The organism is Tabrizicola sp. YIM 78059 (assembly GCF_004959785.1).
Taxonomy (GTDB): domain Bacteria; phylum Pseudomonadota; class Alphaproteobacteria; order Rhodobacterales; family Rhodobacteraceae; genus Tabrizicola; species Tabrizicola caldifontis.
Genome location: NZ_SJZH01000009.1, coordinates 1 through 13,480, shown reverse-complemented (window position 1 = coordinate 13,480; position 13,480 = coordinate 1). Strand labels below are relative to the sequence as shown.

Here is a 13,480-nt window from a genome sequence, read left to right as displayed (position 1 = left end):
GGGCAATCTGGAGGGCAAGATGGCCAGACGGGATTACAGCCCCTTCGGACCTGACGCGCAGCGCGCAGTCGAAAGCGGTCTGACGGCGGCAGAGTGGTATCATACCGAAGTGCCGCGCAAGGTGATGAAGGAACTGATGCAGCGGTCCGACCAGCCTGCGATCCGCGATACGATCATCCTTTACGGCGGCATGATCCTGCTTGCCGGAATCGGCATCGCGCTTTGGCCGTCCCGGTGGTCGGCGCCATTCTGGCTGGCCTATGGGGTGCTTTACGGCTCGGCCTCTGACTCGCGCTGGCACGAATGCGGGCACGGCACCGCCTTTCGCACGCCATGGATGAACAATCTGGTCTACGAGATCGCCAGTTTCATGATCATGCGCAACTCGGCCACCTGGCGATGGAGCCATGCGCGGCATCATTCAGAGACCTATTTCGTCGGTCGCGACCCCGAGATCGCCGTAATGCGCCCGCCGGAACTGGCCAAGCTGATCCTGAACTTCTTCGGGATCATCGATGTGATCCGTTTCTTTCCGACCCTGATCCGCAATGCGATCGGGGGCCCCACGGCGGAAGAGCGCACCTTCGTGCCGCAAAGCGAATGGGGCAAAGTGCAAAGGGTGGCCATCGTCCACCTGTCGATCTACGTGGCGACCATCGGACTTGCGCTATGGCAGGGTTCGATCCTGCCGCTGATGGTCGTTGGCCTGCCCCGCATGTATGGCGCCTGGCACCATGTGATGACCGGGCTTCTGCAGCATGGCGGGCTGGCCGACAACGTGGTCGACCACCGGCTGAACAGCCGCACCGTCTACATGAACCCGATCAGCCGCTTCATCTACTGGAACATGAACTACCACGTCGAACACCACATGTTCCCGATGGTGCCTTACCACGCCCTGCCGCGCCTGCATGAGGTGATCAAGAACGATCTCCCGCCTCCGAACCGCTCTATCGCCGAGGCGTTTGCCGAGATGTGGCCCGCGATCAAGCGGCAGGTTCTGAACGAGGACTATTTCCTGAAGCGCGACCTGCCACCCACAGCCAAGCCCTACCGCGAGGATTTCCACCAGTATGTGCCGGGCATGACGCGCCCCGCCGCTGCCGAATGAGGATGACCCATGCCCTGGATTGACGCCTGCGCCACGGACGACATCGAAGAGGAGGACCTGATCCGCTTCGACCATGGTAGCCAGACCTTTGCCGTCTACCACTCGCCGGAAGGTGAGTTCTACGCGACCGAGGGCCTGTGCACGCACGAGAACGTGCATCTTTGCGATGGCCTCGTCATGGGCCACCTTGTCGAATGTCCCAAACACAACGGCCAGTTCGACTATCGCACGGGCGAGGCGATGCGACCGCCGGTCTGCGTCAACCTGAAGACCTTTCCGGTGAAGGTCGAGGGCGGCCGCGTCTTCATCGAGGTGGCGTGATGGCGCCGCCCACCGTTCGCGACCTGCTGGATGCGCGTGGAAACCATCAGTTTGCCATGTTGCGGGTCGAGACCATCGAGGAGGCCGAGGCCGCGGCCAGGGCGGGGGTAGAGCTTCTGTCGGTGCCGCCGTCGATGATCTTCGATGGCCGCTTCCGTGAGGTGGCGCCCGACTGTTTCGCCTTTCCGGGCGAGAACTTCTACGAGATCGGCGGGACAGAGGCTTTCCTGCGCTGGGCCTTCCCGCTGTACAAGCACGGGGCGGATGCCTTCTACTGCTCGGGGAGCCTTGCCACTGTCCGTGCCATGGCGGACCACGGGTTGCCGGTCTGCGGCCATGTCGGGCTGATCCCGTCGAAGCGCACCTGGACGGGCGGTTTCAAGGCGGTAGGCAAAACGCTGGAGACGGCGCAACTCGTCTGGAACCAGTGCAAGGCGCTGGAAGCGGCCGGTGCCTTTGCGGTGGAGATCGAGATCGTGCCGCATTCGATTACCCGTCTGATCGCCGAGCGCACGGCCCTGTTCCTGATCTCGATGGGGGCAGGGAAGGCGGGCCACGCGCAATACCTGTTCGCCGAAGACGTGCTGGGGCAGAACCGGGGACATATCCCGCGGCACGCCAAGGTATATGCCGATTTCAAAGGTGAGTACGACCGGCTGCAACGCATGCGTGTCGAGGCTCTGGGGCGATTTGCCCGGGACGTTCACGACGGCGACTATCCCGCGCCGCAACACCTGGTGGATTGCGACGCGGCCGTGGTCGAGGCTTTCCGCGACTGGCTGCATCAGGTCGCCTGACACCGGCACACTGCCCGGTGGCCCCGCACCCCATCCCCGCGGAGGGGGAGGGGAGGCGCTCCTCCCCATACGCTTCTCCGTGCCGCCGGTTGCCGAAGCCAGGCGACCGCCGCATCCTCTCGCGCTTTCCTCCTCCTTCGTGGGAGAGGGAGAGGGTGGAGGGCGTCCTTTGCCTCAGGCCCGCGCGGCGATCAGCCCCGCCAGCCGTTCCGCGTCGCGCCATGCGCCCCAGATGAAGGCCGAGCCCCGGCATGACAGCCAGGGCAGGCCGACGAAATAGAGGCCCGGCACCTCGGTCACACCCTCCCGATGCCGCGGCCGCCCGTCGGGCTGGAAGATGTCCAGATCGATCCAGCCGAAATCCGGGCGGAAGCCGGTGGCCCAGACTATCGTGCCGATTCCCGCTACCGACAGGTCCAGGTGCAAAATCGGGTCTGCCACTTCCGGCGGCATGGGCAAGAATTCGCGCGCCTGCGGTTCCTCTGGCAGGTCAAGGCCATGCGCCGCGGCGTAGGCGTCGGCTTCGTCAAGCACCGAAAGATAGTTGCGGTCGCCTTCGGCGATGTTCCGGGCCAGGTCGTCGGCGAAGTGCAGGGCCCCGTTGCGCCATGCGCCGGCCCGGCCCAGCAGTGTGATCCCCAGTGTGGCAAGGCGGCGGAAATCCATCGTGTGGCCGCCGTAGGCACCCGAGACGGCGATGGTGACATGTTCGGTTCCAGGGGTTGGGGCCTTCATGTCCCATTTGCCAAGTTTGCCCAGCCACCAGACGAAATCCTTGCCGCGATAGCGGCGCGGTGGGCGATCATGCGGGCCGATCGACAGGAACACGCGGCGCCCGGCCCTGGCCAGTTCCTCGGCGATCTGCGCGCCGGAAGACCCTGCGCCGACCACGAGAACTGCGCCATCGGGCAAGGCAGCGGGGTTCCGGTAGGCGCTGGAATGCAGTTGGGCGATCGCGGGATCGTTCACCACGGTTGGAATTATCGGTTTCTGGAACGGGCCCGTGGCGACAACGACATTGCGCGCCGCGATCACGCCCGCGGCGGTGGTTGCATAGAACCCCTCGCTGCTGCGTTCCAGTTTCGTGACCTCTACCCCGGTGCGGATCGGCAGGGCCCGGTCGCGGGCGAAGCGCTCGAAATAATCGGCCACAGCCTCTTTCGGGGGAAAGGCATCTGGGTCGATCCCCTCGAACTCCGCCGCAGGGAAGCGGTCGTGCCAAGCCGGGCCATTCGCAACCAGGCTGTCCCATCGCTCGCTGCGCCAGCGTTCGGCGATGCGTGCGCGTTCAAGCACCAGATGCGGCACACCGTGCCCTTGCAGATGCGCCGAGGTGGCGATGCCTGCCTGACCGCCGCCGATGACAAGGGTATCCGTGCTTTCCATCAGGGCCTCGCTATTCATCGCCGGGCACCCCGTAGGATGGCGCCCCTGTCGGATCTTCGGCGCGCTGGACATAGGCCGCAGCCTGCGGCGCATAGATATCCCAGGCGGCGCGCAGCATTCCCACCGGATCGTCAGCCCAGTCGATGCGCAGATCGACCATTGGCCAGGACAGCCGGTCAGCCACCTTCAGCCCGGCGGAATGGACGGGCCCGGCCTCGCCACCTGCCGCAAGCCCTGCCTCGAGTGCCCGCATCAGCCGTTCAGCCAGAGGGCCGGTTGCCGTTTCGAAGGCTGCAACCATGACGGCTGGGATGCCGGGATCGGCCAGCAGATTGCCTGCCGCGGCGCAGTCGGACCCCGTAGCCTGGCCCCAGAGGCCAAGCACCTCTGCCCCGGAATGGATCGCTGTCCGTCCGGCACTGTCCACCACCAGAAGCTGTCGGAAGGCGATGTGCGGGCGGCCCTCGGTCACAGCGCGCAGGGCGTCGGGGGCTGCAAGTCCGGCTTCCAGCCGGTCGAGGATCAGCGGGCCCAGTGCCGGATCGGTCACATTCTGGCTGGCCACCGCGCCGACCCCGGCCCGGACATGGGCGCAGCGCGCAGCAACGGCGGGTGACGAGGAAGAGATCGCCATGCCGAACTGGCCGGTCCGTGCGCAGCGGGCAACAAGCGAGAACGTCATGCCTCGTCGTCCGGGATGACGGCGGTCCCGTCGATTTCCACCAGCCACGAAGGTCGGGCAAGCGCGGTCACGACCACGCCGGTCGAGACCGGATGTACGCCCTTGATGTATTCGCCCATGGTCCGATAGACGGCCTCGCGGTGGCGCACGTCGGTCAGATAGACGACGATCTTGCACAGATGTTCCATCCTGCCGCCGACTTCTTCCAGCAGCTGGCGGATGTTCTGCATGACCTTGTGGGTCTGTTCGACCGGGTCGTGGCTGCCGATGTCCTGCGCGGTGTCCAGGTCCTGCGGGCACTGGCCACGCAGAAAGACGATACGGCCCCTGGCCACGACAGCTTGGGCCAGGTCGTTGTCAAGCTTCTGTTCCGGGTAGGTGTCGCGGGTGTTGAACTTGCGATGGCGGAAATGGGTCATGGTCGGGTCCGGGAGATGATGGTGGTTGCGGAGCGGAGCGTCCTTGCGGGCGAGCGGCCCTTGTCTCGGCCCCGCGCGTGAAGGACACCCAGGGCCTCGGCAGCCTTTGGCGGGGATATTTGCGAACAGGAGAAGGGGCAGCGGGGTGTCATGGCAGGAGGCCTGGCCCGCTGTCGAGCGCGGCGATCTCGCGGCGGAAGGTCAGGGCGTCGCCGGGGTCGGGCTGGTCCAGGCCCTCGGCCCAGTTGCGCCCTGCATAGGTGGCCCAGGCGATGGGTCCGGGGGCGGCGGCGTCGCCGATCAGCTTCAGCGACCGGATGCCCGCGCCTTGCCAGTCCAGCGCCCTGGTCGCGTGGTAAAGCTGGTCGTCCGGCGTGCGGGACGTGACCAGCACGACGGCCTCTGCCGGCAGGGCGGTCAGGCGTCCGGTCCAGGTGCAGGCGAGAGTCAGTTCATCTCGGCCGATGGTTTCCGGGGACTTGTTCAGATGGACATCGACACCGCTTTCCAGCAGGCGGCGCATGATCGTTCGCTGTTCCAGCGTGTTTTCGGTCCATTCGGCGGCTTTCGCGGCGGGAGTGATGAAGTGGACCCGGTTGCCCTTGGCCACAAGAAGTTCGGCAAGGACGGAGCCCATGTAGAAATGATCATCATCGTAAATGGCGACTGTAAGCCCCTCGGGGGCCTTGCCGTCCATCAGGTCGTCGGGGGTGAAAAGCGGCATTGCCGGATCGGTGGGTATCGGGTGCAGATGCAGCCGCGCGACGGCATCGCGCCGCCAGATGGCCCCGGTGGCAACGGCGACATGATCCGCCCCAGTGGCAAGGATGTCACCGGGTGTGAGGGGGCTGTTGCGGTAGATTTCAACATTCGCCATGCGGGCGAGTTGCCCTATCCGGTAGTCGGCCACCCGGCCCCAGGCGGAAAGGCCGGGAAGGTTGCGTTCCCGCGCCACACGGCCGCCCAGGGTTGTGCCGGCTTCTGCAAGGGCGACCCTGTAGCCGCGCCGCGCAGCCTGAAGGGCGGCCTCCAGTCCGGTCGGGCCGGCACCGACGATCAGGACGCTTTCAGAGGCGCCCCTGGGACGCGCGCGTTCGGGGTGCCAGCCCTTGCGCCATTCTTCCATGAAGGCGGTGTTCTGGGTGCAGCGGCTGATGCCCTGGGTCATGTCGCCCGAGACGCAGATATTGCAGCCGATGCATTCGCGGATGTCCTCGTAGCGGCCTTCCTCAACCTTCTTCGGCAGGAAGGGGTCGGCGATCGAAGGCCTGGCGGCACCGATGAAATCAAGGATGCCGGCCCTGATCTGCCGGGCCATGGCATCCGGGCTGGTGAAGCGGCCGACGCCGACCACGGGCTTAGGCGTTAGGGCCTTGATGCCCTTGACCAGATCCTCCTGCGCGCCTTCGGGCGTGAAGCGGCTGGTACCGGAACAGCTTTCCCAGGTGCCGTGGGCAAGATCCCACAGGTCGGGCAGGTTGCCGTGCATCTCGATGAAGTCGCGCAGTTCGGCGTTGGAAAAGCCGTAGGCGCCCGCCTCGTGCAGCGACATGCGCAGGGTTACGGCCAGTTCCCCTTTCGTGGTATCACGCATGTCTTCAATGACTTCGCGCAGGAACCTTGACCTGTTTGTCAGGCTGCCGCCGTATTCGTCGCTGCGCTGGTTGGTCGCGCGGGACAGGAAATGCTGCAGGATGCCGAAGCCGTGTGCGCCATAAAGGCAGATCAGGTCGAAACCCGCCTGCTGGCTGCGTCGGAAGGCATTGCGGAACCAGCGGCGAAGGTTGCGGATGTCCTCGCGGTCCATGGTGCGGGCCTGGACGGGATCGGCGGTGAAGGTCAGGATCGGGCCGCCGGTCACGGCCAGCGGCACCTCGCGCGAATAGAGGTTCGGGCCGTTGATGCCGGAATAGGCCAGCTGGATGCCGGCCAGCGCGCCGTGCGACTTCATCGCCTCGGCCATGCGGGCGAGCGCAGGGATGTCTCGGTCATCCCAAAGGTGTTGTTCGATAAATGGCGTGATTTCGCTGCTGGGGTGGATTTCCGTCTGTTCGGTGAAGATCACACCCCAGCCACCCTCGGCCTTGGTGCGGCGCATTTCTGCCACAGCCGAGGGGTCGCGGTAGCCGCCACCGTTGCAGTGCGGCACCTGGTAGAAGCGGTTCTTCGCCGTCTTGGGCCCGATCTGCATCGGCGTGAAAAGGATGTCGTGGGCAGGCAGGCGGGTCATCCGACGGGCCTCAGATCCGCCGACTGGGTGGACAGCCGGGCGGGGTCACGCACGGGCAGATCTGCGACCAGCAGGGCCGGGCCTTCGCCCGCCTGAGCAAGGATTTCCCCGTGCGGGCCGGCAATCAGGCTACCGCCGACATAGGTCAGGTCGCCCTCTTGCCCGCAAAAGTTGGCATAGACGATGGTGGCCCCATGGTTCGCCGCCATGGCTGGGACTGTGTAGCGCACGACGTGGGTGAAGGGCAGCATGTTGGCGGTTGGTGCGAGGATCACGGTCACCCCGCGATCGGCAAGCGCCTTCACATGGGGCGCAAACTCTATGTCGTAACATATAAGGATTGCTGCAATTTCGTCGCCAAGGGCGAAGAGCGAATAGGCCTCGCCCGGCTGATAGAGGGCCCGTTCCCGGGGGCCGTAGAGCTGGATCTTGCGGTAGTTGGCAAGCAAGGTGCCATCCGGGCCGAAGCAGGCGGCAGAGTTGAACACGCGTTCGCCTTCGCGTTCGGCATAGCCGACCACCAGCGCCGTTCCATGTGCCCTTGCGGCTGCTGCAAGCCTTTGCATCGGAGCGCTGTCCAGAGCCAAGGCCCGGGCCGCAATGTCCGGCTGGTTGTAGCCGGGCAGGAAGACTTCGGGCAGGACGAGGGCTGCCGCACCCATGGCTGCGGCTGCGGCAAGTGCCGCCTCGGCCTGCGTGCAGGCAGCGTCGAGGTCGCCCATGGGCGAAGGGGTTTGCAGAAGGGCGAGGCGCATGGTCGGATCCCGGCTAGCCGCTCATCGTTTACCTGCCGGACGCTTTTCGCTGGTGTTGGCGAAGAGGTCCGGCAGGGCCGATGAGCAGCGGGGTGTCACTTCTTCAGGTTGGTCCAGATCGCGTCGTAGAGCTTCTGTGTCTCCTGATCGCAGGCCTGGGCGAAGACACCGGGGGTGATGCCCGGCGGTGGGTTGTTTTCCGGGCTGTTCTTGATCGCATCATCCAGGAACGGCTCTACCCCCATCACGCCCGAGGTATAGGCGGCATAGTTGGTTACGGCTGCCGCATTTTCCGGCTCCAGAAGGAAGTTCATGAATTTCAGGGCATTTTCGCGGTTCGGCGCATCCTTCAGCAGCACCACGTTGTCCATCCAGACCACATGGCCTTCCTTCGGATAGACATATTCGACATTCGCCCCTTCGGCCCGGGCCTTGGCAGAAAAACCGTTGTAGATCATGCCCGCGGCGGCATCGCCCGAAACCAGCACATCCTTGGCGATGTCCGAACCGAAGCTGGCCCAGTGCTTCTTCGCATTCAGCAGCATGTCATTCAGCGCTTTCAGCTGCTCGCGGTCCTGCGTGCATTGCGGAATGCCGAGGTAGAGGCTGCCCAGGATCAGCACCTCGTTCTGGCTGTCCAGCACGTTGATCTTGCCCGAAAGCTCCGGCGGCGGGTCGAAGATGGTGGCAAGGGACGAGATGTCGCCCTGATACACGTCGCGGTTCACGCTGAACGAGGTCGAGCCCCACTGGTAGGGGATGGAATGCTTGCGTCCGGGGTCGAACGGCACATCCATCCATTTCGGTTCGATATTGCCGAGGTTCGGCATTTCCTCGGGTGTGAAGCTGTCAAGCATCCCGTCGGCGGCCATGATGCCCACCATGAAGTCAGCCGGCACCGCCACGTCATACTGGCCAAGCTTGCCTGCCTTCAGAGAGGCCAGCATCGCCTCGTTGCTGTCATAGGTGTCGATGGTGACCTTGATCCCGGTTTCGGCCTCGAACTTCTGCACAAGGTCGTCGGGGATGTATTCGAACCAGTGATATACCTTCAGCTCGCCTTCGGCGAAGGCGGGTGTGGCAAGCAGCGTGGTCAAGGCTAGAAGGCGTTTCATGGATCTCTCCTGTGGGTCTCAGGGCGTCTGGCGTCCCTTGCGGTTGATCAGATAGGCGGCGGTCACGAACAGCACGCTGACCAGCAGCATCAGCGTGGAAATGGCCATGATGTTCGGCTTGATGCCCTGTTTCACGCTGCCGAAGATCGCGGTGGGCAGCGTTTCCATGCCGGCACCCTTGACGAAGTTGGTGATGATGAAGTCGTCGAGGCTGATGATGAAGGCCAGAAGCCAGCCCGAGACGATTCCCGGCACCATCAGCGGCAGCAGGATCAGACGAAAGGCTTGGGCGCGGGTCGCGTAAAGATCGCGGGCGGCCTGTTCGTATGTGCCCTCGATCCCCTCAAGCCGGGCGGCGATGGGCAGGTAAGCGAAGGGGATGCAGAAGGTGATGTGAGCCAGCAGGATGGTCAGATAACCGGTTTTCAGGCCGATGGTGCTGAAGAAGATAAGTGTGGCGACCGCAATCACGATCTCGGGTACCATCAGCGGCAGGTTGATCAGGGCAAAGCTGGCCTGACGCCCCCTGAATGGCCCGCCCCTTACCATAGCAAGGGCCGCGGCGGTGGCAATCACTGTGGCGGTGGTCGCGGCCATCAGCGCGATGGTGATCGAATTCCAGGCGGCCTGACCGAAGCGCGTGGCCTCGCGGCCGGTGAAGACTTCGCCATACCAGCGAAGCGAGAAGCCGCCCCAGCTAGTGATCGAGGTCGAGGCATTGAAGCTGTATACCGCGACGACGATGAGCGGCGTGTACAGGACCACCAGGCAGACGATGGTCAACGGCAGGAAGCCCGGATAGTGCCGCACGCCCTTCATGGATTGGCCCCCCGGCGATTGCAGCCCCTGACTGGCCCCATGCGAAAGTGGGGGTGGGGGACGTGGGGCTGGGTCATCGCATCGTTCATCGCGGCGCCCTTCCTTGCGAGCGGGCGTAGATCAGCAGCACGATCAGGACAAGGCTCATCAGGATCATCGCGGCGGCGGCTCCGAAGGGCCAGTTCCCCTGGCTGCCGCGGAACTGTTCGTCGATCAGGCTGCCGATCATGAAGGTCTTGGCCCCGCCAAGAAGGTCGGGCGCCAGAAAGGCGCCAAGCGATGGGATGAAGACCAGGATACAGCCCGCGACGATGCCCGGTTTGACGACCGGCAGAACCACCTCGCGCAGGGTTGCCCATCGGTTGGCATAAAGGTCGGCGGCGGCCTCGGACAGGGCGAAGTTGTATCGCTCGACTGCGGCATAGATCGGAAGGACCATGAAGGGCAGGTAACTGTAGAACAGCCCGATCTGTACCGCCAGATTGGTGTTGATGATGGAAAGCGGGCTATCCAGAAGCCCAAGCCATTGCAGCGCCCCGTTCAACGGCCCCTGATCGCGCAGAAGGAAACGCAGCGACACGGTGCGGATCAGCAGGTTCACCCAGTAGGGGATCGTGATCAGGAACAGCCAGAGACCGCGCGTCCGGGCGGGTCGCGTCGCAATGAACCAAGCAGTGGGAAAGCCGATCAGCAGGCACAGAAGGGTTGCCAGCCCCGCTTGCCAGATCGAGCGCCAGAAGATCGAGATGTAGGTCCATTCAATCCGGGGCGGGTCGTCACCGAAAAGGCCACGGTCAAGGAAGAACTGGTCATAGGCGGCAAGGGTGAAATCCCAGATCACGCCACCGCGAAATTCCTTGGTCAGGAAGGAATAGACCGCCATCAGGGCGACAGGCAGAACCATCAGGATGCCGATCACCAGCCAGCTTGGCAGCAGCAACGGGCGCACGAGATCCCGGTAGGTCGCGTCGCCCGGTGGCCGGTCGGGTCCGGGGCCGGCCATCAGTCGGCCAGAAGGCGGGCGCCGCCTTCCTCCAGGTGCAGGCCGATCCTCTGGCCGGGTTCGGGCAGGGCGACGCGGGCTGCGTTCTGAAGCCGCAACGTGATGGGCTGGCCGCCGTCGAGATGGGCGATCACCTGAAGGTCGGTGCCAAGATAGACGACCCTTTCAACGGTCGCCGTCAGGTCGGCATCGTCTGAAATCATCAGGCGCTCGGGGCGGATCGACAGATGGTGAAGGCCGGTCGAGCTGCTGGCCGAGGGGCAGGTGATCCGGTGCCCGCCCGGCAGGACGACTGTGGCCCGATCTTCCGAAACTTCTTCAACCGTGACCTGCAACAGATTGGTTTCACCAATGAAATCCGCAACAAAGCGGTTGACGGGCGCCTCATAGATCTCGCGCGCGGTGCCGATCTGCTGGACGCGGCCCGCGCTCATCACGGCGATCCGGTCTGACATGGTCAGCNGCGCTCATCACGGCGATCCGGTCTGACATGGTCAGCGCTTCTTCCTGATCGTGGGTCACGAAGATGAAGGTGATTCCGGTTTCTTCCTGAAGCTGCTTCAGTTCGACCCGCATCGCCTGGCGCAGCTTCAGATCCAGTGCCGAAAGCGGCTCGTCAAGAAGCAGCACCCTGGGTTGCGGCGCCAGCGCCCGGGCCAAGGCAACGCGTTGCTGCTGGCCGCCGGAAAGCTGGGCTGGCATGCGGTCGGCGAACTGCGACAGATGCACCATTTCCAGCATCCTGCCCGCACGCGCACGGCGGGTGGCAGGATCGACGCCCTTCATCTTCAACCCGAAGGCCACATTGTCGATCACCGACATGTGCGGGAACAGCGCATATTGCTGAAAGACCGTGTTGACAGGCCGCTGGTGCGGTTCCAGCCGGGCAATGTCCTGACCGAAAAGACGGATTTCGCCCGAGGTAATCTCTTCGAACCCGGCGATCAGGCGCAGGAGCGTTGTCTTGCCGCAACCGGACGGGCCAAGCAAGGTAAAGAATTCGTTGTCGGCGATGGTCAGCGAAACGCCATGCAGCGCGGTGACCAGACCATAGCGTTTCACGGCATCACGGATGTCGACAGCGGTGGACATCGGCCAGCTCATACCCCCAGTATCGGCGCGGAAAGGCTAAACCTTGCGTCGTGCAGGGGTATATACCCCCAATGAGGTATTCGCATGGAGGCACTGCCGAACCTCTCCGAAAGCCGGCTGGCCGAAGTGATCGCCCGGATCGGGGGCGAGGGCTTCGAGTCGGCCCTGTGGGATTTCTTTCTGGGCCTTGTCCGCCCCGACAACCTGGTCATTCTGGCCTACCGGGATGCCGGGCCGCCGCTCGTCCTGTATCGGCGCTTTGTCCATCCGCAAGTGTTTTCGGAATTGGAAAACACCTATGTTGCGGGGGCCTTTCGGCTGGATCCCTATTATGACCTGCATCGCCGGCGCGCTCCCGAGGGGGCCTATCGCCTGCTGGACATTGCGCCCGATGCCTTCCAGCGCAGCCGGTATTTCATCGAATACTATGACCAGACCACGCTGGTGGATGAGATCACCTTTGTTGTCTGGCCCGCGCCAGGGGTGTCGCTGAACCTGTGCCTAGGGCGCGACGCGACATCCGGCCGGGCGTTTTCGGCTTCGGAAATGGAATGTTTCCAAAGACTTGCCCCGGTGATTGCCGCACTGGCGCGGGCGCATTGGCGGGGGATTGCCGAAAGCGTCGGGCCGGCAGAGGACACTGCCGGGGTCCTGGCGGCCTCGGCGGCGGCGCGGCACGGGATCAGCCTGTCGCCCCGCCAGGCGGAAGTGGCGCTGCTGATCCTGCGGGGACATTCGACCGTGTCGATCGGCCTGCGTCTGGGCGTATCGCCCCAGACCGTGAAGGTGTTCCGCCGACAGCTTTATGCGCGCTGCGGGATCAGTTCGCAGGCAGAGTTGTTTGCCTTGATGCTACCCCTGCTAAAGGCAGGATGAAAAACCTGACGGTATGATCCAGAAGCCCATGCCGGCAACATCCGTATGGCATGCCTCGGCTGATGCCGCGCGACGGTCGGCCGTCACCCCCCTTGCGGCGAAGGCGACGCGGCGACCGCGTCAGCCGTCCTCCGTGGTCGGCGTCTCGGCCTTGGGGCGCGGCTCGGATGGCATCTTGCCAGTCGCCAGATACACAGCCTGTTCGGCGATCGTGGTTGCGTGATCGCCAGCGCGTTCGATGTTCTTGGCGATGAAATGAAGGTGCATCGATGGGCCGATATTGGCCGGGTTTTCCATCATGTAGGTGAACAGCGACCGGAAGAGCGTGTTGTACATCTGGTCCACGTCGAGGTCGCGCTTGCGTACACTGTCGGCCAGCGCCGCATCCCGCCGTACCAGCGCCTGCAGGGCCTCTTCCAGCATCTTCGCTACCAGCGTCGCCATCCGGCGGATCGTTCCGGCATGGCCTTCGACCGGGGCGGTGCGGCCGATCACGCGGGCGCGCTTGGCCACGTTCTTGGCATAGTCGCCCACCCGCTCGAGCGCATTTGCCGCCCGCATGACTGCAAGCACCAGCCGCAGATCCCCGGCAGTAGGCGCCCGACGGGCAATCAGGGTGGCGGCCTCGGTCTGGATGAACTCTTCCAGCTCGTCCACCGCCGCGTCGCGGGCGATCACCTGGGCGGCTGCCTCGAGATCCTGGTCCTCGAGGGCTTTCGCGGCATCCACAAGAGCGGTCTCGACAAGACCGGAAAGCCGCGCGAGATGTGCCTGAAGGGCATCGAGATCGCGGTCGAAGGCATGCAGGATGTGCGAGTCGGTCGTCGTCATGGCCTTGCTCCTTACCCGATGCGGCCGGTGATGTAGGCTTCGG

Annotated in this window: 13 protein-coding genes and 1 pseudogene; 4 read left to right on the top strand and 10 right to left on the bottom strand. The window is 64.3% G+C overall.

Features of this window, described 5'->3' with window-relative positions; all coding sequences use genetic code 11:
- Positions 1-19 precede the first annotated feature (19 nt).
- The 3 genes from EZM81_RS12320 to EZM81_RS12310 are packed head-to-tail and all read left to right on the top strand — an operon-like array spanning position 20 to position 2,229.
- Entirely contained in the window at positions 20-1,111 is a 1,092-nt protein-coding gene (locus EZM81_RS12320) for a fatty acid desaturase family protein (protein ID WP_136645926.1), read from the top strand.
- A 9-nt stretch (positions 1,112-1,120) separates the two neighbouring features.
- On the top strand, positions 1,121-1,432 hold the full coding sequence (locus tag EZM81_RS12315) for a MocE family 2Fe-2S type ferredoxin (RefSeq protein WP_135450472.1): 312 nt from the start codon (positions 1,121-1,123) through the stop codon (positions 1,430-1,432).
- Positions 1,432-2,229, top strand: coding sequence for a 3-methyl-2-oxobutanoate hydroxymethyltransferase (locus EZM81_RS12310; RefSeq protein WP_135450473.1), 798 nt, complete (start codon positions 1,432-1,434; stop codon positions 2,227-2,229). Before EZM81_RS12315 ends, EZM81_RS12310 begins: the two co-directional genes overlap by 1 nt.
- Positions 2,230-2,403: 174 nt before the next feature.
- Here the strand turns inward: EZM81_RS12310 and EZM81_RS12305 are convergent, their stop codons facing one another.
- The 9 genes and pseudogenes from EZM81_RS12305 to EZM81_RS12265 form a co-directional block, all read right to left on the bottom strand.
- Positions 2,404-3,633 (bottom strand): NAD(P)/FAD-dependent oxidoreductase, encoded by a 1,230-nt coding sequence (locus EZM81_RS12305; RefSeq protein WP_248298216.1) that lies wholly within the window; start codon positions 3,631-3,633, stop codon positions 2,404-2,406.
- Complete coding sequence (locus tag EZM81_RS12300; protein ID WP_136645924.1) at positions 3,626-4,297, bottom strand: DUF1028 domain-containing protein; 672 nt, start codon at positions 4,295-4,297, stop codon at positions 3,626-3,628. Before EZM81_RS12300 ends, EZM81_RS12305 begins: the two co-directional genes overlap by 8 nt.
- Positions 4,294-4,716 (bottom strand): RidA family protein, encoded by a 423-nt coding sequence (locus tag EZM81_RS12295; RefSeq protein ID WP_135450476.1) that lies wholly within the window; start codon positions 4,714-4,716, stop codon positions 4,294-4,296. The genes EZM81_RS12300 and EZM81_RS12295 overlap by 4 nt, the downstream gene beginning before the upstream one ends.
- A gap of 148 nt (positions 4,717-4,864) precedes the next feature.
- Positions 4,865-6,946: an NAD(P)-binding protein gene (locus EZM81_RS12290; RefSeq protein WP_136645923.1), complete on the bottom strand. Its 2,082-nt coding sequence runs from the start codon at positions 6,944-6,946 to the stop codon at positions 4,865-4,867.
- Positions 6,943-7,701, bottom strand: coding sequence for a nitrilase-related carbon-nitrogen hydrolase (locus tag EZM81_RS12285; RefSeq protein WP_136645922.1), 759 nt, complete (start codon positions 7,699-7,701; stop codon positions 6,943-6,945). Before EZM81_RS12285 ends, EZM81_RS12290 begins: the two co-directional genes overlap by 4 nt.
- A 95-nt stretch (positions 7,702-7,796) precedes the next feature.
- On the bottom strand, positions 7,797-8,816 hold the full coding sequence (locus EZM81_RS12280; RefSeq protein ID WP_135450479.1) for an extracellular solute-binding protein: 1,020 nt from the start codon (positions 8,814-8,816) through the stop codon (positions 7,797-7,799).
- 18 nt (positions 8,817-8,834) lie between these two features.
- Positions 8,835-9,635 carry an ABC transporter permease gene (locus tag EZM81_RS12275; RefSeq protein ID WP_136645921.1) on the bottom strand — a complete coding sequence of 267 codons (801 nt, stop codon included), beginning with the start codon at positions 9,633-9,635 and terminating at the stop codon, positions 8,835-8,837.
- Between the two features lie 85 nt (positions 9,636-9,720).
- Complete coding sequence (locus EZM81_RS12270) at positions 9,721-10,638, bottom strand: ABC transporter permease (protein ID WP_135450481.1); 918 nt, start codon at positions 10,636-10,638, stop codon at positions 9,721-9,723.
- A pseudogene (locus tag EZM81_RS12265) lies at positions 10,638-11,742 on the bottom strand (ABC transporter ATP-binding protein). Before EZM81_RS12265 ends, EZM81_RS12270 begins: the two are co-directional and overlap by 1 nt.
- Before the next feature lie 72 nt (positions 11,743-11,814).
- Here EZM81_RS12265 and EZM81_RS12260 point away from each other — a divergent pair.
- On the top strand, positions 11,815-12,606 hold the full coding sequence (locus EZM81_RS12260; RefSeq protein WP_135450483.1) for a helix-turn-helix transcriptional regulator: 792 nt from the start codon (positions 11,815-11,817) through the stop codon (positions 12,604-12,606).
- Positions 12,607-12,726: 120 nt separating this feature from the next.
- Here the strand turns inward: EZM81_RS12260 and phoU are convergent, their stop codons facing one another.
- Positions 12,727-13,437, bottom strand: coding sequence for a phosphate signaling complex protein PhoU (phoU, locus tag EZM81_RS12255; protein ID WP_135450484.1), 711 nt, complete (start codon positions 13,435-13,437; stop codon positions 12,727-12,729).
- Positions 13,438-13,480 lie beyond the last annotated feature (43 nt).

What these genes read in the sequence shown, in the direction of transcription:
- EZM81_RS12320 (WP_136645926.1), top strand. Translation starts at nt 20, where the DNA reads ATGGCCAGACGGGATTACAGCCCCTTCGGACCTGACGCGCAGCGCGCA.
- EZM81_RS12315 (WP_135450472.1), top strand. Translation starts at nt 1,121, where the DNA reads ATGCCCTGGATTGACGCCTGCGCCACGGACGACATCGAAGAGGAGGAC.
- EZM81_RS12310 (WP_135450473.1), top strand. Translation starts at nt 1,432, where the DNA reads ATGGCGCCGCCCACCGTTCGCGACCTGCTGGATGCGCGTGGAAACCAT.
- EZM81_RS12305 (WP_248298216.1), bottom strand. Translation starts at nt 3,633, where the DNA reads ATGAATAGCGAGGCCCTGATGGAAAGCACGGATACCCTTGTCATCGGC.
- EZM81_RS12300 (WP_136645924.1), bottom strand. Translation starts at nt 4,297, where the DNA reads ATGACGTTCTCGCTTGTTGCCCGCTGCGCACGGACCGGCCAGTTCGGC.
- EZM81_RS12295 (WP_135450476.1), bottom strand. Translation starts at nt 4,716, where the DNA reads ATGACCCATTTCCGCCATCGCAAGTTCAACACCCGCGACACCTACCCG.
- EZM81_RS12290 (WP_136645923.1), bottom strand. Translation starts at nt 6,946, where the DNA reads ATGACCCGCCTGCCTGCCCACGACATCCTTTTCACGCCGATGCAGATC.
- EZM81_RS12285 (WP_136645922.1), bottom strand. Translation starts at nt 7,701, where the DNA reads ATGCGCCTCGCCCTTCTGCAAACCCCTTCGCCCATGGGCGACCTCGAC.
- EZM81_RS12280 (WP_135450479.1), bottom strand. Translation starts at nt 8,816, where the DNA reads ATGAAACGCCTTCTAGCCTTGACCACGCTGCTTGCCACACCCGCCTTC.
- EZM81_RS12275 (WP_136645921.1), bottom strand. Translation starts at nt 9,635, where the DNA reads ATGAAGGGCGTGCGGCACTATCCGGGCTTCCTGCCGTTGACCATCGTC.
- EZM81_RS12270 (WP_135450481.1), bottom strand. Translation starts at nt 10,638, where the DNA reads ATGGCCGGCCCCGGACCCGACCGGCCACCGGGCGACGCGACCTACCGG.
- EZM81_RS12260 (WP_135450483.1), top strand. Translation starts at nt 11,815, where the DNA reads ATGGAGGCACTGCCGAACCTCTCCGAAAGCCGGCTGGCCGAAGTGATC.
- phoU (WP_135450484.1), bottom strand. Translation starts at nt 13,437, where the DNA reads ATGACGACGACCGACTCGCACATCCTGCATGCCTTCGACCGCGATCTC.